A 26,135-nucleotide genomic window follows, 5' to 3' on the forward strand; every position below is an offset into this window, starting at 1 on the left:
CGGCGGCCGGCGGCTTCGCGGCCGAGCCGCTGGACGCGGGCGCGTCGGCGTGGCTGGACGGCATGCTGATCGCCGATGAAATGCCGCTGTCGGATTTCTTGCGCGAGCTGGGCCGTTACCGTCCGGGCTTGCTCACATGTTCGGGCGAGGCGGCTGGCCTGCGCGTCGTGGGCGCTTTCCCGCTGATCGACAGCGACCAGGTGCTGGCCATGCTGCAGGAGATCCTGCCGGTGCGCGTGCGCCGCTATACCCGTTATTGGGTGACCGTGGGGCTGGCGTGAACCTGGCGCGGCCGGACTGTTTTGTAACGGCGGCGGCGGATATCCCGATCTCGCGCTTCATGTAGAGCAAGCAGCCTGTCTTCAGGCTGCGCCGATTCTTCATGAGCCAGGGAACCCATTCATGTCTTCTCGTCCCGTCCGCGCCGCGTTCCGCGTCCGCCTTCCCTTGCCGAGCACGGCCTTGAGCGCCGCGCTGCGCTGCGCCCTGCCTGGCGTCATGGCGGCCGCGCTGTGGCCGGCCGCCGCGCACGCCCAAGCGCCAGCAACCGGGCAGCGCGCCGTCGCCTTCAGCATCGAGGCAGGGCCGCTCAATGCGGCGCTGGGCGCGTTTGGCGTGCAGGCGGGCGTCATGGTGGCGTCCGATCCCGCGCTGACGGCAGGCGCCGTGACCGAGGGCGTGACGGGCACCCATGCCATAGCTGCGGCGCTCCAGCGCCTGCTGGCCGGCACGGGACTGGAGGCCGTGGCCCGCCCCGAGGGCGGCTACCGCCTGCGGCATGCGACGCCAGCCGCGGCGGCGACTCTGGCGCCGGTCACGGTGACGGGCAGCTACGCCACCGCCACGGATGGCACCGGCTCCTACACCTCGCCCGCCGTCACCATCGGCAAGACGGCGCAGGCTCTGAAAGACATACCGCAGTCCATTACGGTGCTGACCCGGCAGCGCATGGACGACCAGGACATGGTCAGCCTGCCGGACGCGGTGAACAATACCGCCGGCATGGTCGGGGTGCAGGGCGTGGGAGCCGGGGTGGCGATCAACGCCCGCGGCTTTCCGGTGGACCTGCTGCAATACGATGGCGTGTCCTTGCTGCGCAACAGCTACAGCCTGGGCAACTGGGAGCAGGACTCGCTGGTGTTCTACGACCGGGTGGAAATCCTGCGCGGCGCGGCCGGCCTGCTGCAGGGCGCGGGCAGCCCGGGAGGCGCGATCAATCTGGTGCGCAAGCGCGGCGGGGCGGAACCGGCGCTGGCGGTGACGGCCAAGGCCGGATCCTGGGATCACTACGGCCTGCAGCTGGACGCGGGCAGTCCCTTGAATGCAGCGGGCACGCTGCGCGGCCGCGTCGTGGTCGATGAAGACCAGAGCCATTCCTACATCGACTACGTGTGGGACAAGACGCGCAACCTGTACGCCGCGCTGGACTACGACATCACTGAGAACACCACGCTGGGCATCGGGATCAGCAACCGCTACAGCCGTTCGCGGCCGATGTTTGTGGGCTACCCCCGGTACAAGGACGGCGGCGATATCGATCTGCCGCGCTCGACCTTCACGGGCTCGACCTGGAATCGCGCGAAGAACGATCAGACCATTTTCTACGCCGACCTCGCGCACCGCTTCAACAATGCCTGGCAGTTCAAGCTGGCCGGCGTCGCCATGAACGAAAAGAACACGACCGTGCACCAGCGCGTCGCCGATGCGGTGAATCCGGATGGCAGCGGCTTGTCTTACGGTGATTTCGGCGTGGACTTCAACAGCAAGCAGCGTGGCCTGGACCTGTCGGTGAGCGGCAACTTCACTGCCCTGGGGATGCAGCAGGAAGTCGTGGTGGGCGCCAACTATTCCAAGCTGACCACGCAGGACCGGTTCACGCGCGTCTGGGAAGATGGCGGCAATATCTTCGATATCGACCACCACCGGCCGTGGCAGGACATCGACACCATCGCCCAGGCCAGCGGCTATGACGCGCGTAGCGCCTACGACATCCGCCAGAAGGGCATCTATGGCACCTGGCGCGTCAAGCCGACCGAATCGCTCGCGCTGATCGGCGGCGGGCGCGTAGGCTGGTACGACTACACCTATGCAGGCGGCGGCAGCGTCACCACGTCCAGTGAGTCAGGGCGCTTCATTCCCTACGCCGGCCTGGTCTACTCGCTGACCGAGAACTGGTCGGCCTATGCCAGCTACACGACGGTGTTCGAACCGCAGACCGAGCGCAGCGTCGCGGGCAGCCTGCTCAAGCCCATCGAAGGCAACAACTACGAAATCGGCGTCAAGGGCGAATTGGCGGATGGCCGCGTCAATACGCTGCTGGCATTGTTCCGCTACGACCATAAGAACCGCGCGGTCAACGATTATGTCGCCGGGTTTGCCTGCGATGGCTGGTATTGCTCGCGCGCGGCAGGCAAGGTCCGCAGCCAGGGCCTGGAGGCCGAGATCTCGGGCGAAGTCATCAAGGGCCTGGAGCTGTACGCGGGCTACACCTACAACACCACCAAGTACCTGGACGATCCGGACAATCAGGGCAAGGTCTTCAACACCTGGACGCCCAAGCACATGCTGCGCCTGTGGGCCAACTACCGGCTGCCAGGCGACCTGAACCGCCTGAGCGTGGGCGCCGGCGTCAACGCGCAGACGCAGACGATCAGTTCGGATCGCCAGTTCACGCTGGCGGGATTCTCGATCTGGAACGCGCGCCTGGGCTACCAGGCCACGCCTGAATTGAGCTTCGGGCTGAACCTCAACAACGTGTTCGACAAGAAGTATTACGTGCCCTCGTACAACACGCTGTCCAGCAACAACTACTACGGCGAGCCGCGCAACGTGATGTTGACGCTGCGCTACGCGCCCAAGCTGTAGCGCGGGCCGCGGACGCGAGAGCGCCCAGGCCGGGCGCACGGATGCGATAGAATATAAATGGTTCCTATTTACATTCTATTGCCAGGTGCGCCTTGCCTACGCCCGATTCTCCGCCCGCCGATACCGTCGCGAAAATCTATCGTGACCATCACGGCTGGCTGTCGGTCTGGCTGCGCAAGAAGCTGGGCAACTCCTTCGACGCGGCGGACCTGGCCCACGATACCTTCGTGCGGCTGTTGGCCGGGCGGCGCAGGGCCGACGCGGGCGCCGAGCCGCGCGCGTTGCTGACCCACATTGCGAAGGGCCTGGTGGTGGACCACTGGCGCCGGCGGGCGCTGGAAGAGGCCTATCTGGCCGCGGTGGCGCAATTGCCCGAGCAGCAGGCGCCTTCGCCCGAAGCGCGCGCCCTGATCCTGGAAACCCTGCACGCCATCGATGCGGCGTTGCGGACGCTGCCGACCAAAACGCGCGAGATCTTCCTGATGTCGCAGTTCGACGGCATGGGCTACGACGCGATCGCGCAAAGCCTGGGCGTGTCGCTGTCCACGGTCAAGCGCCATGTGCAGGCGGCGCTGACCGCATGCCTGATCGCAAGCCAGGCCGACGCGTGATCGATCCCGCCATCTTGAAGGAAGCGGCCGGCTGGCTGGTGCGCTTCCAATCCGAGACCTTGTCGCCGTCGGACCGCGAGTCCTTCGACCGCTGGCGCGGCCGCAGCGCCGCGCATGCCGCCGCCTGGCAGCGCGCCGAAGACATGCTGCGTGGATTCGGCCAGGTGCCGCCGCGGATCGCCGGCGATGCCTTGCGGCGGGTGGATCGTCCGGGACGCCGGCAGGCGCTGCGGGCGCTGGCTGGCTTGTTGGTGCTGGGACCGGCGGCTTGGCTGGCCGGACGCGAGCTGCCCTGGCGCGAATGGAGCGCGGATGCGCGCACCGCGACTGGCGAACAGCGCCGCATGGAGTTGGCCGACGGCACGCAGTTGGTGCTCAACACGGCCAGCGCGGTCGATATCGAACACACCGCAAGGCAGCGCACATTGTGGCTGCGGGCGGGCGAAATCCTGCTGACCACGGGCCGCGACTCGCCGCAGCTGCAGCGGCCCTTTGTCGTCCAGACCGCGCAGGGCGCGATACGCGCGCTGGGCACGCGCTTCATGGTGCGCGACGAAGGCGACGCCGTGCGCGTGGCGGTGTTCGAGGGCGCAGTGGAGATCCGGCCCAAGTCGGCGGAGGCCGGCGCCACGGTGCTGCCGGCGGGGCAGCAGACCGTCTTCAATGGGCGCGAGGTGCAGCCCCAGGCGGCGGTGGACGCCACGGCCGCCTCATGGGAGCAAGGCATGCTCGCCGTGCGCGACTGGCGGCTGGCGGACCTGGTGGATGAGCTGGGCCGGTATCGCCGGGGCGTGCTGCGCTGCGATCCCGCGGTGGCGGGGCTGCGGGTATCGGGGGCTTTCCCCTTGAACGATACCGATGCCAGCTTGCGGCTGCTGGAAAAGACCCTGCCCGTGAGAGTGAGCCGGATCACGCCGTACTGGACCACGGTTGCTGCCCGCGCCGGCGTTACAAATTAATCGCAGTCGGGCTGAACCTTTTTTCCGCTTCGTCCGGTGTACCGGGTGAACCGCCGCGTACCGCGCGCCACCCAGACCCTTACGAAGGATAGCTTCATGGTTTCCCGAATCTCCCGTCCGCCACGCCCGGCCCGTGGAACAGCGGTCCTGCCGCCGCTGGCGGCGATGCTGCGGGCCGCCGGCATGGGCTTGGCCCTGCTGGCCGCGACGGGGACGGCGCCGCCAGCGCTGGCCGCCGACGCCGTCAGCGCGGCGGCGCGCAAGTCCTACGCGATCCCGGCAGGCCCTCTGGGCGATGCGCTGGCCAGGTTCGCCGCCGCCGCGGGCGTGCCGCTGTCGTTCGATCCGGCCATGGTGTCGGGACTGGACAGCAACGGACTGGACGGCGACTACACCGTGAAGGAAGGCTTCTCTCGTTTGCTGTCAGGGTCGGGCTATGGTTTGTCGGAGCAGGGCGGCGGAGCCTATTCGCTGCGCAAGCTGCCGTCGGGGTCCGATGAGTCGGCGACCGTGCTGCCCGCGGTCACCGTCGCCGGCGCCGGTGCGGCTCCTTTCGCCTTGCCGGCGGAATACGAGGGCGGCCAGGTGGCCCGGGGCGGACGCCTGGGACTGCTGGGCAACCGCGACGTGATGGATACGCCGTTCAGCGTCACCAACTACACCTCGGACCTGCTGGCGAACCGTCAGGCGGTAACGCTGGCCGACGCGCTGAACGTCGAACCCTCGGTGCGCTTTACCGGACAGATCGGCGGCGTGACCGACTCGTTCTACATCCGGGGCTTTCCCATCGGCGAAGGCAATCTGGGCGAAATCGCCTTTGACGGCGTTTATGGCGTGGCGCCCAACTATCACGTCTTCACCGATTACATCGAACGGGTCGAAGTGCTGAAAGGGCCGGCCGCGCTGCTGTACGGCATGTCGCCCAACAGCGGCGTGGGCGGCGTGATCAACATGGTGCCCAAGCGGGCGCTGCCGCAGGATCTGAGCCGCGTGTCCGCCGACTATGTGGGCGACTCGCAATTCGGCGCGCGCGCGGACCTGAGCCGCCGCTTCGGCAAGGACGGGGAGTGGGGTGTGCGCGTCAACGGCATGCACCGCCAGGGCGATACGCCGCTGGACAATCTGTATTCGCGCACCGACATCGGCGCGCTGTCGCTGGACTACCAGGGCGAGCGGCTGCGTGCCTCGCTGGACCTGCTGACGCAGAATGAAAAGATCGACGCGCCCACGCGGCCCTTTCTGGTGGCCGCCGGCATAGACGTGCCGCATGCGGCCGACGGACGGCGCAACGCCACCCAGCCCTGGGGCTGGTGGAAGTCAGACGGGCAATCGGCCCTGCTGCGGGTCGAGTACGACATCAGTGACCGCCTGACGGTGTTCGCCGACGCGGGCGGCTCGGACACGAACGTGTCACGTCTGTCGGACCAGACGCCCACCATCGTCAACGCGGCGGGCGACACGGTGGTCACGCCGAACAACTTCAGGTTCGAGGTCAACCGCAGCACCTACAACGCAGGCCTGCGCGCCAAGCTGGACACAGGCCCGGTGCGCCATGCCATCAGCTTCATGGGCAGCCTGTACAGCGACCGGAATTCGCAGGCCAGCGTGATGGGTACGCCGCTCACGTCGAACATCTACCATCCGATCACGCGGCCGGAGCAACATATCCCGGCGCCGGCCAACGTACCCAAGATTTCCTCTTCCGATCTTTCCGGTTTGGCGCTGGCCGATACGCTCAGTATCCTGGACGAGCGCGCGCAACTGACCCTGGGCGTGCGCCAGCAGCGCATCCAATCCCGCAATTTCAACGCCACGACCGGCGCGCGCACCGTCAGCTATGACGAAAGCGCGACCACGCCGCTGGCGGGCATCGTCATCAAGCCCTGGAGCAATGTCTCGCTGTACGCCAACTACATCGAAGGCCTGAGCAAGGGCGACGTGGCGCCGGCCACCGCATCCAATGCCGGCCAGGTGTTCAAGCCCTACAAGGCCAGGCAGAAGGAAGTGGGCGTGAAGGTGGACCTGGACAGCGCCATGCTGACCGTGAGCGCCTTTGAGATCACCAAGCCCAGCGGCCAGTTGACCAACGGCGTGTACGGCGCGGACAGCGAGCAGCGCAATCGCGGCCTGGAACTGAATCTGGCCGGCGAACCGTGGCGCGGCCTGCGCCTGCTGGGCGGCGTGACCTGGCTGGACGCGGAACTGACGCGCGCCGGCAATAGTGCCCTGGTCGGCAACCGGCCCGTGGGCGTGCCCAAGGTGTCGGTGAACCTGGGCGCGGAATGGGATACGCCGTGGGTCGCGGGCCTGACCCTGACCGGCAGCATGATGCACACCGGCAGCGAATACATCAATCAGGCCAACACCCAGTCGGTGCCGTCGTGGACCACGTTCGACCTGGGCGCGCGCTATGCCACCAAGGTCCATGGCAAGGACATCACGCTGCGCGCCAATGTGGTCAATGTGTTCAACCGGGCTTACTGGTCGGGCGTGGCCTCGTACGGCACGATTTCCCAAGGGGTGCCGCGCACGCTGATGCTGTCCGCGTCGATGGACTTCTGATCGGCGTTAGGAGGCCAGCAGCCCGCTGATGCGGGCCAGGTTGTCCAGCGTGCTGCGCAGGTGGTCCGCCAGCTGCGCAGCGGCCTCTTCGTTGCGTTCGTGTTCCAGCAGCTCCAGGATGGCCAGGTGCTGGTCGCAATGCTGCCTGTAGCGGCTGCGGTCCTGCATGGAACGGTACGAAAGCAGGCGGCGCACGCGGTTGACGCGCCTGATGGCGTCGATGAAGAAGGGATTGCCCGAGGCCTCCACCAGCGACTCATGGAAGCGCACGCCGCGCTCGTGCAGCTGGTCGGCGGTGTCGGTGGCGATGCCGCCGTCCAGCAGATGCTTTTCGGCGGCGCGGCAGCGCGCCAGCACCTGCTTGTCGATGCGAAAGCCCGGTTCCAGCAGGGCCGCCGGCTCCAGCGCCAGCCGCAGGCGGTAGGACTGCAGCAGACTGTCGGGCGTGGTCATCATGGATGAAAACTCCCAGCCGTAGCCGGGCCTGCGCTGCGCCCAGCCTTCTTGCGCGATACGTCCCAGCAAGGCCTGCGTCTGCGCGCTCGTCAGGCCATAGCGCGCCCGCAGCAGCGCCTCGCTGCATTGCACGGGCAGTTCGCCGCGCAGCAATTCGTCGGCCAGCGTGAAGTAGCTGTGCGTGACGATGTCGTCGACGGATGGCGGCGCGGCATCCTCGTGCCAGTCCGCCAGCGCAGCGTGATCCTGTTCCAGGAAATAGCCGCGGTTCGGCTTGCGCGAGACCACGCCGCGCTGCTCCAGCATGCCGAGCGCGTCGTTGACCGGCGAGCGCGACAGGCGCAGCCGGTCTGCGATCTTTTGCGCGGTCAGGTGCGCGCCCGCGGACAGGCGGTCTTCCTGGATCAGCGCCAGGATTTTGGCGACGGTATTGGTCTGGGCGCTCATGCGTGGCTGGCGGCGGCAGTGATGGTGTCCGAGAGAATAGCGGGAATGACGCCGCCCATGCGCAGCAGCCTGACTTCCAGCCGGGTCTCGACCGCGGCGGTGGCCTGCAGCGTCTGAACGGCGCCGCCGGCGCGCAGGATGCGTACCGCCACGGCCAGGCGCGGGGCCAGCGCGGCGGGCTGGGCGTCGATCTCGATCTGGTCGCCGGGCTGGATCCGCAGCGTTGCCGGCGTGACGCCCGCGGGCAGGCGCAAGGGCAGGATGCCCATGCCGATCAGGTTGGAGCGGTGGATGCGCTCGAAGCTTACCGCCAGCACCGCGCGGATCCCCAGCAGGCGTTGGCCCTTGGCGGCCCAATCGCGCGAGGACCCCGTGCCATAGCGTTCTCCTGCCACCAGGACGACGGGCTGGCCCGCCCGGGCGTAGCGGCCGGCGGCCTCCCAGATCGGCTCCACCCGGCCGCTGGGCGCGTGCTGGGTGTGGCCTACCGGCGCGCCGGGACAGAACAGGTTGACGAGGCTCTTGCTGTGGAAGGCTGCGCGCAGCATGACCTGCCAGTTGCCGCGGCGCGACGCGAACACGTTCAGGTCGTTGCGGTCGTCGCCGCGTTCGACCAGGAAGTCGGCGATCAGGCTGTCCGGCGGAATGGCGCTGGCGGGCGACAGGTGATCGGTGGTCACGTCATCGCCCAGCACCAGCAGGGGATGCGCGGTGTAGCGGCCCAGCTGGCCGGCCGCTTCGGTGCTGGCGAAGGGCGGGCGGCGCAGCGCGGTGGAGGCGGGGTCCCAGGGAAAGCGCGCCGAGTCCGGCGATTGCAGCGCATGCCATGCCGGGTTGGCGCTGGCAATCTGGAAGGCCTGGCGGTAATCGGCGGGCTGCTGGCCGGCGGCCAGCGCGGCGTCTATCTCGGCGTCGTCAGGCCAGAGTTCGCGCAGATGGATGGCGCGGCCGTCGGGCGCAGACTGCACGGGTTCGCGGCTCAGGTCGCGTTCGGCGTCGCCTGCCAGCGCGTAGGCGATGACGAGCGCCGGCGACATCAGGAAGCCCAGGTCCAGATCCGGATGGATGCGGCCGGCGAAATTGCGGTTGCCGGACAGCACTGCCACGGGATGGACCGCGCCCGCCGCCATGGCCGCGCGCACGGGCTCGGGCAGGGGGCCGGAATTGCCGATGCAGGTGGTGCAGCCGTAGCCGACGATGTCGAAACCCACGGCGGCCAGGTCTTCCAGCAGGCCTGAGCGCGCGAGATAGGCAGAGGCGGCGGGCGAGCCTGGGGCCAGCGAGGTCTTGACCCAGGCGGGCACGCGTAAGCCCGCCTGGCGCGCCTTGCGGGCCAGCAGGCCGGCCGCGGTCAACAGGCGCGGATCCGAGGTGTTGGTGCAACTGGTGATGGCGGCGATCGCGACCGCGTGGCGCGGCAGGCCGCTGGCGGAGGCCGCCGGCGCGCCTGCCAGCGCGGCCAGGATGGCCTTGGTGTGCCCATAGGGATGCAGGTCCTGCGGCCGCCGGGGACCGGCTACATGCATCTGCACGCGGTCCAGCGCGATGTCGATGACGCGGGTATAGCGCGGCTCGGCGGCGGGGTCGTAGGCGATGCCGGTGCGTTCGGCATAGGCCTGCACTTGCGCGATCAGCGATTCGGGGCGGCCGGTCTGGCGCAGATAGGCCAGCGTCTGCCCGTCGATCGGGAAATAGCCCGTGGTCGCGCCGTACTCGGGCGCCATGTTGGCCACCACGCAGCGGCTGCCGGCCGGCAGCGTGGCCACGCCCGGTCCGAAGAATTCCACGAACTCCCCGGAGACCTGGATCTCGCGCAGGCGCTGCGTCACGGTCAGCGCCAGGTCGGTCGCGCTGACCCCCGCGCCTAGCGCGCCGCTCAGGCGCACGCCGATCACGTCGGGAATGCGCAGCAGCGTGGGCATGCCGAACATCACGGTCTGCGCTTCCAGGCCGCCCACGCCCCAACCCAGCACGCCGATGCCGTTGACCATGGGCGTGTGGCTGTCGGTGCCTATCATCATGTCCGGATGCAGGGCGATGCCGTCGGCGTCTTTCCGCTCGCAGACCACGGTCGCCAGCTGTTCCAGGTTGATGGTGTGCATGATGCCGGTGCCTGGCGGATGGATGCGCACATTGGACAGGGCCTTGGAGGCCCAGCGCAGGAAGCGGTAGCGCTCGGCGTTGCGGCGCAGCTCCAAGTCCAGGTTCAAGGCCGCGGCGTCGGCGCGTGCATAGGACTGCACCGCCAGCGAATGGTCCACCGACACGTCCACGGGCAACACGGGATTCAGCGCGGAAGGATCCACCCCGGCCTCGGCCAGCGCATCGCGCATCGCGGCGATGTCGACCAGGGCCGGGGTGCTGGTGGTGTCGTGCATCAGCACGCGCCCAGGCTGGAAGGCGATCTCGGCTTCGCTGGTGCCGTGCTCCAGCCAGCCGAACAGCGCCGCAGCGGCCGCGTCGCGCTCCGCGTCCTGCATGTTGCGCAGCGCGTTTTCCAGCAGCAGGCGCAGCACCACGGGCAGGCGGAAGTACTGGGCGCCGTACATGCCGGGCAGGTCCAGGCAGGTATGACGGACGCCGTTCAGAGTGAAGGCGGCGTGGCGGGGCGTGGCGGCGAGGGTATCCATGGCCGCTATTTTTGCATATTGAACCGTCAAAATGCAATTAGTGAGGTGGGGCCAGATGACCTGGGGCTCGTCCCAGGGGGGCTGGGCGTCCTTCCCGCCGTGAGGGCGGGCTAGCGCGTGACGGCGTCCAGCGCGCTCAGGGCAGGCGGGATCATGGCCAGCAGGCGGGCCTTGCCCACCCCATCCCTGGCTTGCACCGACAGGCCGTGCAGCACGACGGCGTAGTAGTCGCCCAAGGCCTGCACATCGGTGTCGGGCTTGAGTTCGCCCGCCTTCAACGCGGCTTCGAGCCGGTCGATGATGGATTGCGTGCGCGCCTTGCGATGGGTGGTGAGCCACGCCATGACCGCTTCGTTTTCGGCGGCGTAATTGGTGGCGGCCGACACCACCATGCAGCCTTGCGGACGGCCGCGCCGGGTATAGGTGGCCACCGCGTCGGCCAGCAGCTTGGTGATGGCGTCGCGCACGCCCTCGGCGCCTTCCAGGGCCTTTTCGGCGAAGGCGCCGTCGCCTGCCTCGTAGCGCGCCACGGCTTCGCGGAACAGGTCCTGCTTGGAGCCGAAAGCGGCATAGAGCCGCGCGGAGGCCAACCCCGTCGCCGCCACCAGGTCCGCCATCGAAGTGCCCTCGTAACCCTGCTTCCAGAACGCAAGCATTGCTTGCTGAAGCGCCAGGTCGCGGTCGAATTCTCTGGGTCTGCCTGCCATGACGGTCTCGTTGAAATGAACTGAGCCGCAGTGTAACGCCGCATGTGCGCAGCCAGGCGCGCGGAGCCTGCGCTTGCACCGATTCCTCGCATCGTCTATTCTTTGTCGTTCGACAAACAATTAGGTTGAAAAAATGCAAACGATCAAAGGACCCAGCCTGCACCTGGCCCAATTCAGCGACGCCGTCGCGCCCTTCAACAGCCTGCCCGCCATCGCCGAATGGGCGGCGGGCGTAGGCTTCAAGGCCTTGCAGATTCCGGCCTGGGACCAGCGCTTCTTCGACAGCGCGACGGCGGCCGTCAGCCAGGACTATTGCGACGAGATCAAGGGAACGCTGGCCGGCCATGGCCTGGTGATCAGCGAGCTGACCAGCCATATCTACGGCCAATCGTTGGCCGTGCATCCGGCCTACGACGCCATGGTCGACAACTTTGCGCCGCCCCAGGCGCGAGGCAATCCGCAAGCCCGGACTGCGTGGGCGCGGCAAGGTTTGCTGGATACGGCGCGCGCTTCGCGCAGGCTGGGCCTGACCGACATGGGTACGTTCTCGGGTTCGCTGGCCTGGCCCTATCTGTTCCCGTTTCCGCAGCGCCCGGAAGGCCTGATCGAAGCGGCGTTCGATGAACTCGCCAAACGCTGGCTGCCGGTGCTGGACGAATGCGAAGAGCAGGGCGTGAACCTGTGCTTCGAGATCCATCCCAGCGAAGACCTGCACGATGGCATTTCCTTCGAGATGTTCCGCGAGCGCGTGGGCGGCCATGCGCGCTGCGCCATCCTGTTCGACCCCAGCCACTTCGTGCTGCAGCAGCTGAATTACCTGGACTACCTGGACATCTACAAGGACCACATCCGCATGTTCCATGTGAAGGATGCCGAGTTCAATCCGACTGGCCGGCAGGGCATCTACGGCGGATACCAGTCGTGGATCAACCGGGCGGGGCGCTTCCGCTCGCTGGGCGACGGGCAGGTGGATTTCAAGGCGATCTTCTCGAAGCTGGCGCAATACGACTACCAGGGCTGGGCCACGCTGGAATGGGAGTGCTGCCTGAAGGACCAGGAGACTGGTGCGCGCGAGGGAGTGGAGTTCATCAACCGCCACATCATTCCGGTCACGTCCAAGGTGTTCGACGACTTCGCTGGCGCGGCCATCGACAAGCAACAGATCAACGCCCTGCTGGGCATCGCATGAGCGGCCCCAAGCCGCATCAGGAATCATCCATGACACGCCAGAATCCTTTCTTCGACGCCTTCACGCATCAGTATGTCCAGGTCGACGGGCACCGCATCCATTGCGCCACGGCAGGCACCGGCACGCCCGTGCTGCTGATTCCGGGCTGGCCCCAGACCTGGTACACATGGCGCCACGTCATGGCGGCGCTGGCCCAGGCCGGCTACCAGGCGATCGCGGTGGATCCGCCCGGCACCGGCGATTCCGACCGTCCGGTGTCCGGCTATGACACCGGCGCGATCGCCGCCACGCTGCACCAGTTGATGGCGCAGCTGGGCCACGCGCGCTATCAGGTAGTGGGCCACGATATCGGCATGTGGGTGGCCTACGCGCTGGCCAGCGATTTCCCGGCGGCGGTGAGCCGGCTGGCCCTGACCGAGGCCGTCATACCCGGCCTGGCGCCCGCGCCCACCATCTTCGCGCCGCCGCAGGAAAACATCTTTCTGTGGCACTTCATGTTCAATCAGCTGCACGATCTGCCCGAGACGCTGATCGCAGGCAGGGAGAAGGCCTACCTGACCTTCATCTTCGACAAGTGGTCGCATCGCCGTGACCGGGTGGCGGCCGAGGTCTACATTGACGCCTATGCGGCGCCCGGCGGGCTGCGCGGCGGATTCGCGTACTACCGCGCCATCCCGGAAACCATCCGGCAGAATGCGCTGCGCGCCAAGCGCATGCTGGAAATGCCCACGCTGGCCATCGGCGCCGAGCATGCGACGCGCGATGCGCCGCTCATCACCATGCGCGAGAACGCCAGGAACCTGCAAGGGGCGATCATTGCCGACTGCGGGCACTTCGTCACCGAGGAATGCCATGAAGCCTTCCTGGAGCACCTGCTCCCGTTCCTGTCGCGGGAGGGCTGAAGGTGGCGCTCGACCCTCGCATCAATGCCTATCTGAGCCGTCTGTCCGCGGTGTCGGGGCCCATGGTGCTCGAAGAGATCCGGGCAGAGACTGAAATCAGCCTGCGCAAGCTGCAGGGCCCGGACGAAGAGGTCGGGGCAACGGAGTTGCACCTGGCCGCTTGCGGGCAGGGCCTGCCGTTGCGGATCAGGTCCTACACGCCGGCCGGCAAGGAAGGCGAAACCGGCTTGCCTGCCCTGGTGTACGCGCACGGGGGCGGCTGGTTCCAGTGTTCGCTGGAACTCTACGACAATCCTTGCCGGGCGCTGGCCAACGCCACGCAATGCAAGGTCTTTTCGGTGGACTACCGCCTGGCGCCGGAGCACAAGTTTCCCGTGCCGGTCGAGGATTTCTATCGCGGCGTGCAATGGGTGTGCGACAACGCCGAGAGCCTGCGCATCGACGCCACGCGCATCGCGGTGGGCGGCGACAGCGCGGGGGGCAACCTCGCGGCCGCGGTTGCGCTGATGGCGCGGGACCGGGGCGGTCCGGCCATCGCCCACCAACTGCTGCTGTATCCGGTGCTGGACCATTCGTTTTCAACCGAGTCGTACAGGACCTATGGCCAGAACTTCTTTCTTACCGAGGAGGTCATGCGCTATTGCTGGTTCACTTACCTGCTCAATGAGCGCGATGGCGCCTCGCCCTACGCCTCGCCGGCACGCGCGGAATCGCTGGCCGGCCTGCCGCCCGCGACGCTGCTGGCCTGCGAGTACGACCCAGTGCGCGACGAGGCCGAGGCCTATGCGCGGCGCCTGCGCGACGCTGGCGTTGCGGCCAGCGCCCACAGGCTGGAAGGCATGGTGCACGCCTGCATCCACATGCTGGGCCTGACGCCTGCCGCCCGGCGGCTTTTCGACCTGGCCGGGCAGGCGTTGCGGTCGGCCTTCGGCGCCTGATGCCGCGCAAGCCTCCTGCGTCGCGCAGGAGGCTTGCAGTATGCTTGGCGACTTCATGGACATTCCCGATGTTGCCGCAATGACTGATTTTCCCTTCGATGCCGTGCTGTTCGACTGCGACGGCGTCCTGGTCGATTCCGAACCCATCACCGGCCGCGTGCTGACCGACATGCTCAATGAACTGGGCTGGGGCATCACGCATGCGGAAACCATGCGGATCTTCACCGGCAAGGCCGTCCGGGACGAACTGCCGCTGATCGAATCGCGCACGGGCGCCACGATTACGCCGGACTGGTTCGATCAATTCCGCCAGCGCCGCAATGCCGCGCTGGACCGCGACCTGGTCGAGATCCCTGGCGCGCCGGATGCGGTGCGGGCCCTGCACGAGGCGCTGGACGGCCGCATCGCCGTGGCTTCGGGCGCGGACCGCCGCAAGGTGGAGCTGCAGCTGGCCAAGGTCGGCATCGCCGAGTGCTTTCGCGAGCGCGTCTTCAGCGGCCATGAGATGCCGCGTAGCAAGCCCTACCCGGACGTGTACCTGGCGGCCGCTCAGGCGCTGGGCGTGGACCCCAAGCGTTGCGCCATCGTGGAAGATACGGTGACCGGTGCGACCGCCGGGGTGGCCGCCGGCGCCACCGTGTTCGGCTACAGCCCGGACGCCAACGGCCATAGCGGCGCCGAGGCCTTGCGCGGCGTGGGCGTGGCCCACGTGTTCACCGATATGAATTCCCTGCCGGCGCTGCTGGCGGGCTGGCGGGTGGCAGCCTAGCCGTCTGCGCGCAGGGACAAGGTTCAGCGCGTGTACTGCTCGCCGCCGTCCAGGTCTATCACCGTGCCGCTCAGGTAGCCCGCGCGCGGCGAAGCGCCGAACACGATCATGTCGGCGACTTCGCCGGGTTCCATCAGGCGTCCGAAGGGCAGGTCCGACAGCGTTTCCTGCCAGCGGCTTTCGTCGCCCCAGCGCGCTTGGGCGCGCTGTTTGGCCAGCGTCAGCACACGGTCGGTGCGGGTGCGCGAAGGGTTCACGCCGAAGACGCGCACGCCATGGCGCGGCGCATCCCCGCCCAGGGCGCGGGTGAAGGCGATGAGCGAGGCATTGGCCGCCGCGCCGCAGATGTAGTCGGCGCGCGGCGCCGAGCCCGCCATGCCGATGATGTTGGCGATGACGCCCGCGCCGGCGTCGCGCATGCGCGGGTAGTAGTGGCGGGCCAGGTCGATGTAGCCGTGGACTTTCAGTTCCCAGCCCGCGCGCCAGCGTTCGTCCTGCACCTGGTCAAGCGCCCCGCCCGGCACCGCGCCGGCATTGTTCACCAGGATGTCGATATCGCCCGCTTCCTGGCTCAGGCGTTGCGCCGCGCCGGGCTGGGCCAGGTCCAGCGTGACGGCCCGCGCCTGCTTGCCGGTCGCATCGCGTATGGTCTCGGCCGCCGCGCGCAGCGCCGCGTCGTCGCGCGCCACCAGGATCGGATCGGCGCCTTCGCGAGCGAAGGCGAGCGCACAGGCCAGGCCTATGCCCTTGGATGCGCCCGTGATGAGCACGCGTTTACCGTCTAGCTGCAAATCCATGTAACCCTCCGGTTGGTTCCGTCCGCGATCCCGCGCGACGCCAGCTCGGTTGTAAACCAGTTGTGCCCACCTGTGCCAGTGCGTGCTCGGCATGGCGGCGGCCGCGCGGCGCCTGCTATGCTGGGTCGACCATTTCCCTCGAGGGGACGGCGATGACGGAAATCTGGCTGGAAATCTGGTCCACCGTGCGCAGCGAGTTTGCCGACATCCCCGATGTGGGCGAGGCGACCCGCATCGTGCTGCGCCTGGGCGTGGCGATGCTGCTGGGCGGCTTGCTGGGCTACGAGCGCGAGCGCAGCGGCAAGGACGCGGGCCTGCGCACCCACATGCTGGTGGCGCTGGGGGCGGCGATCTTCGTGCTGGTGCCGCTGCAGGGCGGCATGGAAGTCGGCGACCTGAGCCGCGTGCTGCAGGGCGTGATCGCCGGCATCGGTTTCCTGGGCGCGGGCGCCATCATCAAACTGAGCGGCGAGCGCGAGATCCGCGGGCTGACCACTGCGGCCGGCATCTGGATGACGGCGGCCATAGGCGCCGCGGCGGGCATGGGACGCGAGGCCACCGCCGTGGTCAGCACGCTGATGGCCCTCTTCGTGCTGGCGGTGCTGCGGCGCGTCGAGGCCCGCATCGCCGCCCGCCAGGAACACGGCGTCATCTCGACCGACGCCAAGTAGGCCCGGAGCAGGCGCCTCAGTTGCCGCCGGATACCTCGATGAAGGAGCCGCTGGTGTAGCCGGCCTCGTCCGAGAACAGCCACATGACGGCGCCCGCCACTTCTTCGACGGTGCCGCCGCGGCGCAGCGGAATCACGCCCTTCAGCCGGTCCACACGGCCCGGTTCGCCGCCGCTGGCGTGCATGTCGGTGTAGATGGTGCCGGGGCGCACGCCGTTGACGCGGATGCCTTCCGGCGCGACTTCCTTGGACAGGCCGATGGTCATCGTGTCCATGGCGCCCTTGGAGGCGGCGTAGTCCACGTACTCATTGGGCGAGCCCAGCCGGGCGGCCACGGACGAGACGTTGACGATGGCGCCGCCCTGGCCGCCATGCCGCGTCGACATGCGGCGCACTGCCTCGCGGGCGCACAGGAAGGCGCCGACCACATTGGTGGACAGCACGCGCAGCAGGCGGTCGGCGCTCATCTGATCCACGCGCATCTGCTGCTCCAGGATGCCGGCGTTGTTCACCAGCGCGTCGATGCGGCCCAACTGTTGGTCCAGTTCGCCGTACATGCGCAGCACCTGGTCCTCTTGCGAGACGTCGGCCTGCAGGGCGATGGCGCGGCCGCCGCCCTGCACGATTTCCTCGACCACCGCATGCGCGGCGTCGGCGTTGGCATGGTAGTTGACGCCTACCGCGTAGCCGCGGCGGGCCGCCAGCTTGGCGACGGCGGCGCCGATGCCGCGGCCGCCGCCGGTGACGAGCATGATCTTTGACATGGCTTGCTCCTGATGGGCCTTTACCTTAGCAGATGGCGGCGGGCTCAGATCCAGACGTCGTTGGGGGCGCTGCGCTCGCCACCCTGGTCGCCGGTGTTGCGCACGCCGCGCGGCTCGATCAACAGCATTTGGACTTCTTCGGGCGCACAGGGCTTGTGCTCGACGCCCTTTGGGACCACGGCCATTTCGCCGGGGCCCAAGTCGATGTGGCCGTCGCGCAGTTCGATGCGCAAACGGCCCTCAATGACGATAAAGGTCTCGTCGGTGTCGGCGTGGCTGTGCCACACGAATTCGCCTTGTACTTTCACCAGCTTGAACTGGTAGTCGTTCATCTCGGTGACGACTTTGGGCATCCAGTGTTCGGAGATCAGCGCCAGTTTGTCGGCGAAGTTGATGGTGCGGATTTCGGGCATGAGGAGGACCGTCGCATAGGGTTGAGCAAACCCCAGCATAGAAGGCTGCGCCGACGCCGTCTTGTACGATTGAGCAGCTTTAAGCGAGCCCGCAGCTCAGCGTTGCAGCATGCGGCGCCAGCGGTCGGGCGCCATGCCGTAGGTCTGGGCGTGGCGGCGCGTCAGATGGCTCTGATCGGTAAAGCCCGACGCGGCGGCCGCCTGCGCCAACGGCATGCCGGCGGCGATCAGGCGCCGGGCCTGGTCCAGACGGCGCAGCATCACGTAGCGGTAGGGACTGGTGCCGAATAGCGCGCGGAAGTCGCGCGACAGGCTCCAGCGGTCAGTGCCCGCGGCCGCCGATAGCTGTTCCAGGGTGATGGACCGTTCGAGCGAGGCGTGGATGTATTGGCGGGCGCGCTCGGCGGCGGCGTAGTCGGCGCTGCGGCGCCCGGGCTTGCCGCCGGCCGCGGCGCACAGGGCATGGCTCAGTTCGTACAGCGCGTCGTCTTCTTGCAGCGGGTCGATCGGATCATGCGTGTCCTGCAGCAGGCTGGCGCTGGCTGCGTACAGGCGCGGATCGGCCGAGATGCCGCCCGGGATGAACGGCAGCGGCCGTCCGCCCAGGATCTGCTGGATGAGGGCCGGCTCGACGTAGATCATGCGGTAATGGAAACCGGCCTCGGTGCCTGCCTGGCCGTCGTGGACTTCGTCGGGATGCAGCACGATGGTGCCGCCGGGCAGGCTGTGCCGCAGCCCGCGGCGGTAGTGGAAACTCTGCACGCCCGATAGCGTGCGGCCGATGGCGTAGGTGTCGTGGCGGTGCATGCCGTAGCCGGAGCCGCCGAAGTAGGCCTCGATGCGCTCCAGCTGGCCCGAGGGCGCGGCGCGCAATATCCAGTCCTGTTTGGGCGTGGCGGGTGACATGGGGGCTCTGTCTGGATTGTGCTTGCAGCTATTCTAGGCCCAGTCCCGGCCCGACGCTGTCCGGCATCAATCCGCCTCGCGCAGCAGCCGCAAGCCTACCAGCGGATAGCGCGTCTCTTGCGTGTTCCAGTTGCGGTAGGAAGCGCGCGTGTACAGCGCCCAGGTATGCCAGGAGCCGCCGCGCCGCACGCGCACGTTGCCGCTGGCGGGGCCTTGCGGGTCGTCCACCGGTGAATGCGCGTAGTAGTCCTCGCCGTACCAGTCCGCGACCCATTCCCAGGCATTGCCGTGCATGTCGTACAGGCCGAAGGCGTTGGGCGCGTAGCTGGCGACCGGGGCGGTGAAGGCGTGGCCGTCGGCGCGGGCGGAGGCATGCGCCTGCCATTTGGGCCAGAGCGGCGCGGCGTTGGCGTCGAAGCCGTTGCCGACGTCGGGCATGGCGGCGGGATCGTCGCCGTTCTGGTAGCGGGTGCGCGTGCCGGCGCGGCAGGCGTATTCCCATTCGGCTTCGGTGGGCAGGCGGTAGACCTTGCCTTCGGTCTGGGTCAGCCAGCGCGCCAGCGCCGTGGCGTCGTTCCAGCTGATGTTGACCACCGGATGGTCGTCGCCCTGGGCAAAGCCGGGGTTGCGCCAGGAATAGCGTCGGTCGCGGCCCTCGAAGGCGTCGCCGCTTGCGGACTTGTCGGGGTCGTATTGCGGGTTGTAGCCATAGCCGCCGGTGCCGTCGGCCTCCGATTCCGGCACGTAGCCGGACGCTTCGAGGAAGCGGCGGAACTGGCCCACGGTGACTTCCGTGCGTTCCAGGTAGAACGGGCGGGTGATGCGCACGGTATGCACGGGCGCTTCGTCGGCCAGTTGGGCGTAGCGGTCCGGCGGATAGAGCGGATAGGCGCGCGCCAGGACTTCGGGCGCTTCGTCGCTGCCCATCTGGAAAGTGCCGGCCGGTACGCGGACAAAGGTCATGCCTAGCGAATTTTCGATCAGGGCGGGCGATTCAGCCGACCAGGAAGGCACGGATATCAGGGAGCAGAGCAAAGCCAGGGCGGTGCGTGTGCGCATGGGAGTCCGGTGGGCGGAGCATGAGGGTGCGCAATAGTAGAGCCGCCGCTTGCGGCCGGCCAGACGCGGGGAACCCTCATGCCGCGCTCAGCCGGCGCGGCGGATGGTGAAGTTGATGCGCTGGCTGCCCAGGCGCGGATGCGGCAGGTCCTTGATGGGCATGATGCCGTGGTAGCGCAGCCGGTCGACCCCGCCCCACACGACCACGTCGCCATGGAACAGCGGCGTGCGGCTGGCCTTGTCCGCGCGTTGGTCGCCGCCGAAGAGGAACATGGCGGGCATGCCCAGCGACACGGAGACGATGGGCGCGGCGTAGTCGCGTTCGTTCCTGTCCTGGTGCAGCGACAGGCGCGAACCAGGTTCATAGCGGTTGACCAGGCAGGCGTCCGGCTCGAAGCCGGGAAAGCCGGCCTCGGCCGCGGCGGCCTGCGCCAGCTGCAAAAACGCCGGGGGCATGGCGGGCCAGGGCTGGCCGGAGAGCGGATCGATGCGGGCGTAACGGTAGCCGCGCGCATCGCTGGTCCAGCCCAGCTGCCCGCAATTGGTCAGCGCCACCGACATGGTGTAGCCGCCGGGGGTTTGCATGTGCCGGAAGGGCGCTTGCGCCGTCACGGCGTCGACCCCGGCGAGCAGCGCCTCCGCCACGGGCAGGGCAAAACCGCGCAGCACCACAGCTTGCGGGCCCAGTATGATGCGCCCGGCTTGCGCGCCGCCGTCGTCGCCAAACAGGTCCAGGTTGCTCGCCATGTCAGCCTACAGCAGGGGTTCCAGCGGCAATAGCGACACGAACCAGACCGACAGGCGTTGCCACACCGTGGTGCCGGGCTCGGTATCGTGGCGTATGGTCTCGCCGTTGCGTTGTTCCAGCCAGTAGAGCTGGCCCTTGTCGTCCAGGCAGACGCGGTAGGCGGACTTGGGGATGTCCTTGTCGAACGCGTCGGCGATATGGCGCGCCAGCGTCGGACTGTCTATGACGAAGCCCAGTTCGGTATTGAGCTTGGCCGAGCGCGGGTCGAAGTTGAAGGAGCCGACGAAGATGCGCCTGCCATCGACGGCGAAGGTCTTGGCGTGCAGGCTGGAACCCGAGCTGCCGAAGGGGCCCATGCTCTTGTTGCGTTCGACTTCGGCGCCCATGCGCTTCATTTCGTAGAGTTCCACGCCGCTGGCCAGCAGGTCCTTGCGGCGCTTGGCGTAGCCGGAATGCACTACGGCGACGTCGGTGGCTTCCAGCGCATTGGTCAGCACCTTGACCTTGACGCCGCTGCGCGCCATTTGCCCGAAGGACTCGGTGCCGACGGCGGTCGGCACGAAATAGGGCGACACCAGTTCAAGATCGGTGGTGGGGGTGCCGATGATTTCATGCAGCTGATGCGGCAGCATCGCCTCGGGCGGCGCGGTGCCCAGCGTCTTGCGCGGATCGTCGCTGACCATGCGCGTGTCGGCCCATTCCAGCGTCAGCTCGCCGCGCAGCAGCTGCTGGATGAACGGCAGCTTGCGCATGGCTTCGGCGTAGGCGGCGGCTTCGGGAGAGCGCTCGACCTGGGCGGCGGCCTGTTCCAGTTCGTCCAGTTCGCCGGGGCCGGTCTTCTTCAGCAGCCGGTCCACCGGGTAGGCCGAGTCGCTGGCCCAGTAGCGGTCGAAATCCACCGACACGTCGTTGACCGCGGCGCCGATGGCCAGCACGTCCAGGTCGGTAAAGAGCACGCCGCTGGCCGCGCCGAAGTATTCATCGCCGATGTTGCGGCCGCCGATGATGGTGGCCTGGTTGTCGGCGGTGAAGGACTTGTTGTGCATGCGGCGATTCAGGCGGCTGAAGTCCGTCACATAGCCCAGGGACTTGGGCCAGCGCAGCACGAAGGGGTTGTACAGCCGCACCTCGATGTTCGGGTGCGCATCCAGCGCGGACAGTTCCTCATCCAGCCCGGAAGTGCCGTTGTCGTCCAGCAGCAGCCGCACGCGCACGCCGCGGTCGGCAGCCGCGTGCAGGGCCTCCAGCAGCATGGTGCCCGTCATGTCCTTGTGCCAGATGTAGTACTGCACATCCAGGCTGCGTTCGGCGGCGCGCGCCAGCAGCATGCGGGCGGCGAAGGCGTCGTAGGCGTCGGGCAGGGGGTGGATGCCGGACTTGCCTGGGTGCTGGGCGGCCAGCGGCGCGATGGCCCGGCCCAGCGGGGTGTCCTGCGATGCCTCCGGCGTCAGCGCATGGGAGTCGCTGCGGTTATCCAGCGGCGGCAAGCCGCAGCCGCTTAGCAGGGGCAGGCAAAGGGCAGTCATCATCAGGGGTTTGGCCAGGTACATGACCCGTATTGTGCCGAAATCGCGGCGCGGGCTGAGTTGGGCCTCTGTTTCCCCTTTGGTGCTTGACGATTTTCCGTATTTGAGAGAAATTCTCTAATATGGAAAATCACAATGCACCCGACGCCGATCTGGACCGGCGCATCGCCGGCCGGCTCAAGGCGCTGCGGCAGGAGCGCGGCTGGTCCCTGGACGAGCTGGCCGCCCGCGCTGGCCTCAGCCGCGCGACCCTTTCCCGCCTGGAAAACGCCGAGGTCAGCCCCACGGCCAGCGCGCTGGGCAAGCTGTGCGCGGCCCATGGCATGACGATGTCGCGCCTGATGCTCATGGTCGAGGACGACTTCGTGCCGCTGGTGCCGCAGCAGGCGCAGGCCGTCTGGGTAGACGCCAGCGCGGGCTTTCGCCGCCGCTCGGTATCGCCGCCTGCGCAGCAATTGGCGGGCGAGGTGCTGGCGTGCGAACTCGCGCCGGGCGCGCGCATCGCCTATGAGCGTTCGCCCCGGCCCGGACTGGAACACCACCTGCTGATGCTGGAAGGCGAACTGGCCATCAGCGCCGACGGGCAGGCGCACCGCCTGTCCCAGGGCGATTGCCTGCGCTACCAGCTGTTCGGCGCAAGCGAATTTTCAACCCCGCCGCATTGCGGCGCCCGCTACCTGCTCTTCATCGTCTGAGTCCATCATGTCCCATCCGAATCCTGAATTGATCCTGTTGTCGGCCCACGCCGCCGACGCCCTCGTGCCCGAGCTGGCCGAATTGCTGCGCGCCTGCGTGCAGGGCGGGGCCAGCGTCAGCTTCGTGCTGCCGTACTCGTCCGAGGAGGCGCAGGCCTTCTGGCGCGCCAAGGTGGTGCCGGCGATCGCCGGCGGCAAGTCGGCGCTGTGGGTGGCGCGGCAGGAAGGGCGCGTCGCGGGATCGGTGCAGCTGGATTGGGACACGCCGCCCAATCAGCCGCATCGGGCCGAGGTGCGCAAGCTGCTGGTGCATCCGGATTTCCGCCGCCGCGGCATCGCCCGCGCCTTGCTGGCCGCGGCGGAAGCCATGGCGGTGCGCCAGGGCCGCAGCCTGATCACGCTGGACACGCGCACCGGCGACAGCGCCGAGCCGCTGTACGCGTCGCAGGGCTACCAGACGGTGGGAGTGATACCGGGTTTCAGCCGCGATCCGCATGATGCCGCCAAGCTGGACGGCACCACCATCATGTACAAGCAGCTGTAATGGATGCTGCCGCCGCGGGCGGCAGCGGCGGGGCTCAGGCCAGGGGCTTGATGCCCACGCTGTACGGCGGGGCGTTGCCGCGCGCCGGGGCCTTGATCTTCAGCATCGAGCCGCCAGGGGTGAATTCGAACTCCTGGTAGGGCACTTCGAACCATTGATGAAAGCTGGTGCGCGAGAATTCCGGCACCCAGACCTTGGCGCGCTTGGCATCGCAGTGGAATTCGACCAGCGTGCGGTCTATGCCCAGCGGCCGGGTGTTGCCGATGCGGTAGCTGACCTTGAGTTCGGCGCGCGCGGTCGAGCCGGGGCGCCAGGCCAGGCCGACGGATTCCATGAATTTTTCGATCGCCTCGATACCGCGATGCATGACTGACTCCGAATGCGGGTGGGCGCAAGGCCCAAGAAAAGTGCTGTTTGCCGCGGCTGCGCGGCAAACACCCCGAATTATCCGTCATTCCAGGCCCGGACGTCTCCCGGCTTGCATCCCGTCAATCGGCGCCATTGAGTAAAGCAAATGGACGGCGCGCGTCCAGGCCCGCACCATGGCACCCATGTCCTCTATAAGACCTGCGCGGCCCGCGCCGGTCCGGACGCGAAATCCTAGGAGTCATCATGGCGAATTTCATACTGGCATTGGTCAACGCGGAACTCTCCCTCTTCGGCGTCGAGACGCCCGGCGCGGCGCAGGAACCGTCCGCCGCGCCGCAGGCGGCAAGCGCGCCCGCATTCGACAGCGAGCACTACCGCAGCGCGCTGGGCTGACGGCGCGCGGAACACACCGTTGCAGGAATAGGCAGGATTCACGCAAGAACGAGCCTGTACGCGCAGGCTCGCGATTCTTACCATCTCGTCCAGGGTGGGGCGGCGCGTTCATTGCGGATGCGCCGGTTCCGCCACGCTGACGGGCGCGTTGCCGGCAGCGCACGCAAGGGAAGGGAATCGCATGAATACCGAAAAAATCTGGTTGGTGACGGACGCATCCGCAGGGCTGGGCCTGGTCCTGGTGAAGATGCTGCTGGACTTGGGCCACAAGGTGGCTGCAACGTCGCAGGACGGCGATGCGCTACTGGATGCGGTAGGCGCCAAGCTGGAGGGGCAGTTCCTGCCCCTGACGGTGGACCTGGCCGATGAGCGCAAGGTGCAGCGCGCGGTGGACGCCACGGTGGCTGCCTTTGGCGGCCTGGACGTGGTGGTGAACAACGCCGGCCATGGCCTGCGCGGCGCGCTGGACAGCCTGCCGGACGAGGACCTGCGCGGCACGTTCGACATCAATGTGTTCGCCACGCTGAACGTGATCCGCGCGGCGCTGCCGCGCATGCGCGCGCAGCGCAGCGGCCATGTGTTCAATATCTCGTCCATCCTGGGCTTCGATGGCGGCCGGGCCGATTGGGGCGCCTATAGCGCGGCCAAGTTCGCCGTCAGCGGCCTGACCGAAGCGCTGGCCGCCGAGGCCGCGCCATTCGGCATCCGGGTGTCGCTGGTGTATCCGGGCGCCCTGCGCGCCGCGGACGGCGAGCAAGCGCCCGAACGGGCGGCGCGCCATGCGCAGGCGCGCGACGCGGATGGCGATCCGGCCAAGATGGCGCGCACGCTGATCAACGCGGCGCAAGCGCAGTACGCGCCCCTGCACCTGTTCCTGGGGCGCGACGCCTTCGATCAGGCGCGCGCCAAGATCCAGTCGGTGCAGCAGGAATTGGCGCGCTGGCGCGAGATGTCCGTGTCCATTGGCTGCGTCGACGAAAGGCGAATGGCAGCCTGACGGCCGGGCTCAGGCGGTCCAGCCCTGCACCGCCTGGTAGGCGCCCAGCAGCGCCAGGCTCACCATGAAGCAGCGCTTGAAGGCCTGTGCCGACATCCTGCCGCGCAGCCAGGTCCCCAGCGCCATGCCGGCCAGCGCGGGCAGCAGCATCAGCACGGACGCGCCGGCTGCCTCGGGCGTGTAGCCGCCAGTAAGCGCCAGGCCTAGCGCCAGGGCCAGGGTGGACACCGTGAACGAGATGCCCATGGCCTGGATCAGGCCGTCCTTGCCCAGGTTCAGGGCCTGCAGATAGGGCACGGCGGGAATCACGAACACGCCCGTAGCGGCGGTGATGACGCCGGTCGCGGCGCCCACCGCCGCGCCCGCCAGCCCCTGATGGCGTTGCGGCGCCCTGGGCGGCGAGCCGAACAGGCCCCAGGCGGCGTAGGCCACCAGCGCCAGCCCCAGGCACACGCTGGCCCAGTGTCCCGACGGCGGACCCAGCCACAGCGCGCCGCCTATCGTGCCCGCGCAGACGCCTGCCTGCATGGCGCCGATGCGGCGCAGCACCTGGGGCAGCGTGGTCCATGGCCGGGCCTGCCAGAGATTGGTGACGAGGGACGGCACGATCAGCAGCGCCGCAGCCTGCGCCGGCGCCATGACCAGCGCCAGCATGGCCATCGAGATGGTGGGCAGTCCCAGCCCCACGACGCCCTTGACCACGCCGGCCAGGATGAACACCGACACGGTGACGGCGAGCAGCGCGGGCGTGCCGCCGGGAAGCAGTTCCGGGAACGTCATGCTGGCTCACAGCGGGCGGGCAGGCCGTCGCGGGGACGGCCGAACAAGGCGTAGGCGACATCGTCCGCGCCTGCGCCATCCTGGCGCGCGGCGCGCAACAGCCAGCGCCGTCCCTCGCACAAATCGGCGCGCAGGGACTCGCCGTACAGGGCGGGGCCGCCGAGCAGGGCGATGCCCAGCATGCGCTGGGCGGGCGCATGGCCGTCGCGGGCGGCGGCACGCAGCCACTGTTCCATGGCGGCATAGTCGCCCTGGGTCTGGGCTTCCAGGGCCAGCGCATATTTCTGTGCCGGCGTGGTGTGTGTGTCCAGGCTGCCGGCTTCGGCCAGGCCTGAGCCTTGCAGAATCAGGGCCAGCAGGGCGATGGCGGGCCAATGGGCCTGCACGCGTCGCGATTCGAAGGTTTTCATGGTTTTCCCCGGATAGAAAGGGCTGGGAC

Annotated in this window: 26 protein-coding genes and 1 pseudogene; 14 read left to right on the top strand and 13 right to left on the bottom strand. The window is 68.2% G+C overall.

The window, feature by feature from the left end; translation table 11 throughout:
- The 5 genes and pseudogenes from BRO63_RS25190 to BRO63_RS25210 all read left to right on the top strand — a co-directional run.
- Positions 1-281 (top strand): annotated as a pseudogene (locus BRO63_RS25190) (FecR domain-containing protein); the annotation flags it as partial.
- A gap of 121 nt (positions 282-402) precedes the next feature.
- On the top strand, positions 403-2,865 hold the full coding sequence (locus tag BRO63_RS25195) for a TonB-dependent siderophore receptor (protein ID WP_088142413.1): 2,463 nt from the start codon (positions 403-405) through the stop codon (positions 2,863-2,865).
- A 92-nt stretch (positions 2,866-2,957) separates the two neighbouring features.
- Positions 2,958-3,476 (top strand): sigma-70 family RNA polymerase sigma factor, encoded by a 519-nt coding sequence (locus tag BRO63_RS25200; RefSeq protein WP_088142414.1) that lies wholly within the window; start codon positions 2,958-2,960, stop codon positions 3,474-3,476.
- On the top strand, positions 3,446-4,435 hold the full coding sequence (locus tag BRO63_RS25205; RefSeq protein WP_088142415.1) for a FecR domain-containing protein: 990 nt from the start codon (positions 3,446-3,448) through the stop codon (positions 4,433-4,435). The genes BRO63_RS25200 and BRO63_RS25205 overlap by 31 nt, the downstream gene beginning before the upstream one ends.
- Before the next feature lie 96 nt (positions 4,436-4,531).
- Entirely contained in the window at positions 4,532-6,997 is a 2,466-nt protein-coding gene (locus BRO63_RS25210; protein ID WP_088142416.1) for a TonB-dependent receptor, read from the top strand.
- Between the two features lie 6 nt (positions 6,998-7,003).
- Here the strand turns inward: BRO63_RS25210 and BRO63_RS25215 are convergent, their stop codons facing one another.
- From BRO63_RS25215 to BRO63_RS25225, 3 genes are all read right to left on the bottom strand, one after another.
- The gene (locus BRO63_RS25215; RefSeq protein WP_088142417.1) at positions 7,004-7,900 is read right to left on the bottom strand and encodes a GntR family transcriptional regulator; all 897 of its coding nucleotides are present in this window, start codon (positions 7,898-7,900) and stop codon (positions 7,004-7,006) included.
- The gene (acnA, locus tag BRO63_RS25220; protein ID WP_088142418.1) at positions 7,897-10,530 is read right to left on the bottom strand and encodes an aconitate hydratase AcnA; all 2,634 of its coding nucleotides are present in this window, start codon (positions 10,528-10,530) and stop codon (positions 7,897-7,899) included. Before acnA ends, BRO63_RS25215 begins: the two co-directional genes overlap by 4 nt.
- A gap of 110 nt (positions 10,531-10,640) precedes the next feature.
- A complete protein-coding gene (locus BRO63_RS25225) occupies positions 10,641-11,237 on the bottom strand; it encodes a TetR/AcrR family transcriptional regulator (protein ID WP_088142419.1) in 597 nt (198 codons plus the stop codon).
- A gap of 133 nt (positions 11,238-11,370) precedes the next feature.
- Between BRO63_RS25225 and BRO63_RS25230 the strand changes: the two genes are divergently transcribed.
- The 4 genes from BRO63_RS25230 (at position 11,371) to BRO63_RS25245 (ending at position 15,035) form a co-directional block, all read left to right on the top strand.
- On the top strand, positions 11,371-12,426 hold the full coding sequence (locus tag BRO63_RS25230; RefSeq protein WP_088142420.1) for a sugar phosphate isomerase/epimerase family protein: 1,056 nt from the start codon (positions 11,371-11,373) through the stop codon (positions 12,424-12,426).
- Between the two features lie 29 nt (positions 12,427-12,455).
- Positions 12,456-13,328 (top strand): alpha/beta fold hydrolase, encoded by an 873-nt coding sequence (locus BRO63_RS25235; protein ID WP_088142441.1) that lies wholly within the window; start codon positions 12,456-12,458, stop codon positions 13,326-13,328.
- A gap of 2 nt (positions 13,329-13,330) precedes the next feature.
- Complete coding sequence (locus BRO63_RS25240) at positions 13,331-14,266, top strand: alpha/beta hydrolase (protein WP_088142421.1); 936 nt, start codon at positions 13,331-13,333, stop codon at positions 14,264-14,266.
- 79 nt (positions 14,267-14,345) lie between these two features.
- Positions 14,346-15,035 (top strand): HAD family hydrolase, encoded by a 690-nt coding sequence (locus BRO63_RS25245; RefSeq protein ID WP_179215212.1) that lies wholly within the window; start codon positions 14,346-14,348, stop codon positions 15,033-15,035.
- 23 nt (positions 15,036-15,058) lie between these two features.
- On the opposite strand, the gene BRO63_RS25250 is transcribed toward BRO63_RS25245, so the two are convergent.
- Positions 15,059-15,832, bottom strand: coding sequence for an SDR family oxidoreductase (locus BRO63_RS25250; RefSeq protein ID WP_088142422.1), 774 nt, complete (start codon positions 15,830-15,832; stop codon positions 15,059-15,061).
- Between the two features lie 152 nt (positions 15,833-15,984).
- On the opposite strand from BRO63_RS25250, the gene BRO63_RS25255 reads away from it, so the two are divergent.
- On the top strand, positions 15,985-16,503 hold the full coding sequence (locus tag BRO63_RS25255; protein ID WP_088142423.1) for an MgtC/SapB family protein: 519 nt from the start codon (positions 15,985-15,987) through the stop codon (positions 16,501-16,503).
- Positions 16,504-16,519: 16 nt separating this feature from the next.
- Here the strand turns inward: BRO63_RS25255 and BRO63_RS25260 are convergent, their stop codons facing one another.
- From BRO63_RS25260 to BRO63_RS25285, 6 genes are all read right to left on the bottom strand, one after another.
- Positions 16,520-17,266, bottom strand: a complete 747-nt coding sequence (locus BRO63_RS25260; RefSeq protein ID WP_088142424.1) for an SDR family oxidoreductase — start codon at positions 17,264-17,266, stop codon at positions 16,520-16,522.
- 44 nt (positions 17,267-17,310) lie between these two features.
- Entirely contained in the window at positions 17,311-17,679 is a 369-nt protein-coding gene (locus BRO63_RS25265) for a cupin domain-containing protein (protein ID WP_088142425.1), read from the bottom strand.
- A 96-nt stretch (positions 17,680-17,775) separates the two neighbouring features.
- Positions 17,776-18,585 carry an AraC family transcriptional regulator gene (locus tag BRO63_RS25270; RefSeq protein ID WP_088142426.1) on the bottom strand — a complete coding sequence of 270 codons (810 nt, stop codon included), beginning with the start codon at positions 18,583-18,585 and terminating at the stop codon, positions 17,776-17,778.
- 66 nt (positions 18,586-18,651) lie between these two features.
- Positions 18,652-19,644 carry a formylglycine-generating enzyme family protein gene (locus tag BRO63_RS25275; RefSeq protein ID WP_088142427.1) on the bottom strand — a complete coding sequence of 331 codons (993 nt, stop codon included), beginning with the start codon at positions 19,642-19,644 and terminating at the stop codon, positions 18,652-18,654.
- A gap of 87 nt (positions 19,645-19,731) precedes the next feature.
- Positions 19,732-20,391 carry a DNA oxidative demethylase AlkB gene (gene alkB, locus BRO63_RS25280; protein ID WP_088142428.1) on the bottom strand — a complete coding sequence of 220 codons (660 nt, stop codon included), beginning with the start codon at positions 20,389-20,391 and terminating at the stop codon, positions 19,732-19,734.
- A gap of 6 nt (positions 20,392-20,397) precedes the next feature.
- Complete coding sequence (locus BRO63_RS25285; RefSeq protein ID WP_088142429.1) at positions 20,398-21,942, bottom strand: phospholipase D family protein; 1,545 nt, start codon at positions 21,940-21,942, stop codon at positions 20,398-20,400.
- A gap of 98 nt (positions 21,943-22,040) precedes the next feature.
- Between BRO63_RS25285 and BRO63_RS25290 the strand changes: the two genes are divergently transcribed.
- Positions 22,041-22,613, top strand: a complete 573-nt coding sequence (locus BRO63_RS25290) for a helix-turn-helix domain-containing protein (protein WP_088142430.1) — start codon at positions 22,041-22,043, stop codon at positions 22,611-22,613.
- A gap of 7 nt (positions 22,614-22,620) precedes the next feature.
- The gene (locus BRO63_RS25295; protein ID WP_088142431.1) at positions 22,621-23,157 is read left to right on the top strand and encodes a GNAT family N-acetyltransferase; all 537 of its coding nucleotides are present in this window, start codon (positions 22,621-22,623) and stop codon (positions 23,155-23,157) included.
- Between the two features lie 34 nt (positions 23,158-23,191).
- Here BRO63_RS25295 and BRO63_RS25300 read toward each other — a convergent pair whose 3' ends face one another.
- Positions 23,192-23,524, bottom strand: coding sequence for a hypothetical protein (locus BRO63_RS25300; RefSeq protein ID WP_059378829.1), 333 nt, complete (start codon positions 23,522-23,524; stop codon positions 23,192-23,194).
- A 245-nt stretch (positions 23,525-23,769) separates the two neighbouring features.
- Between BRO63_RS25300 and BRO63_RS34315 the strand changes: the two genes are divergently transcribed.
- Together BRO63_RS34315 and BRO63_RS25305 are read left to right on the top strand one after the other, a co-directional pair.
- Positions 23,770-23,919: a hypothetical protein gene (locus BRO63_RS34315; protein WP_165867857.1), complete on the top strand. Its 150-nt coding sequence runs from the start codon at positions 23,770-23,772 to the stop codon at positions 23,917-23,919.
- A 181-nt stretch (positions 23,920-24,100) separates the two neighbouring features.
- Positions 24,101-24,916 (top strand): SDR family NAD(P)-dependent oxidoreductase, encoded by an 816-nt coding sequence (locus BRO63_RS25305; protein WP_088142432.1) that lies wholly within the window; start codon positions 24,101-24,103, stop codon positions 24,914-24,916.
- Positions 24,917-24,925: 9 nt separating this feature from the next.
- Here the strand turns inward: BRO63_RS25305 and BRO63_RS25310 are convergent, their stop codons facing one another.
- Both BRO63_RS25310 and BRO63_RS25315 read right to left on the bottom strand, forming a co-directional pair.
- Positions 24,926-25,696, bottom strand: a complete 771-nt coding sequence (locus BRO63_RS25310; protein WP_088142433.1) for a sulfite exporter TauE/SafE family protein — start codon at positions 25,694-25,696, stop codon at positions 24,926-24,928.
- Positions 25,693-26,106, bottom strand: coding sequence for a sel1 repeat family protein (locus tag BRO63_RS25315; protein ID WP_179215213.1), 414 nt, complete (start codon positions 26,104-26,106; stop codon positions 25,693-25,695). Before BRO63_RS25315 ends, BRO63_RS25310 begins: the two co-directional genes overlap by 4 nt.
- Positions 26,107-26,135 lie beyond the last annotated feature (29 nt).

It is taken from the genome of Achromobacter xylosoxidans (genome assembly GCF_002192695.1).
Lineage (GTDB): Bacteria > Pseudomonadota > Gammaproteobacteria > Burkholderiales > Burkholderiaceae_B > Achromobacter > Achromobacter xylosoxidans_C.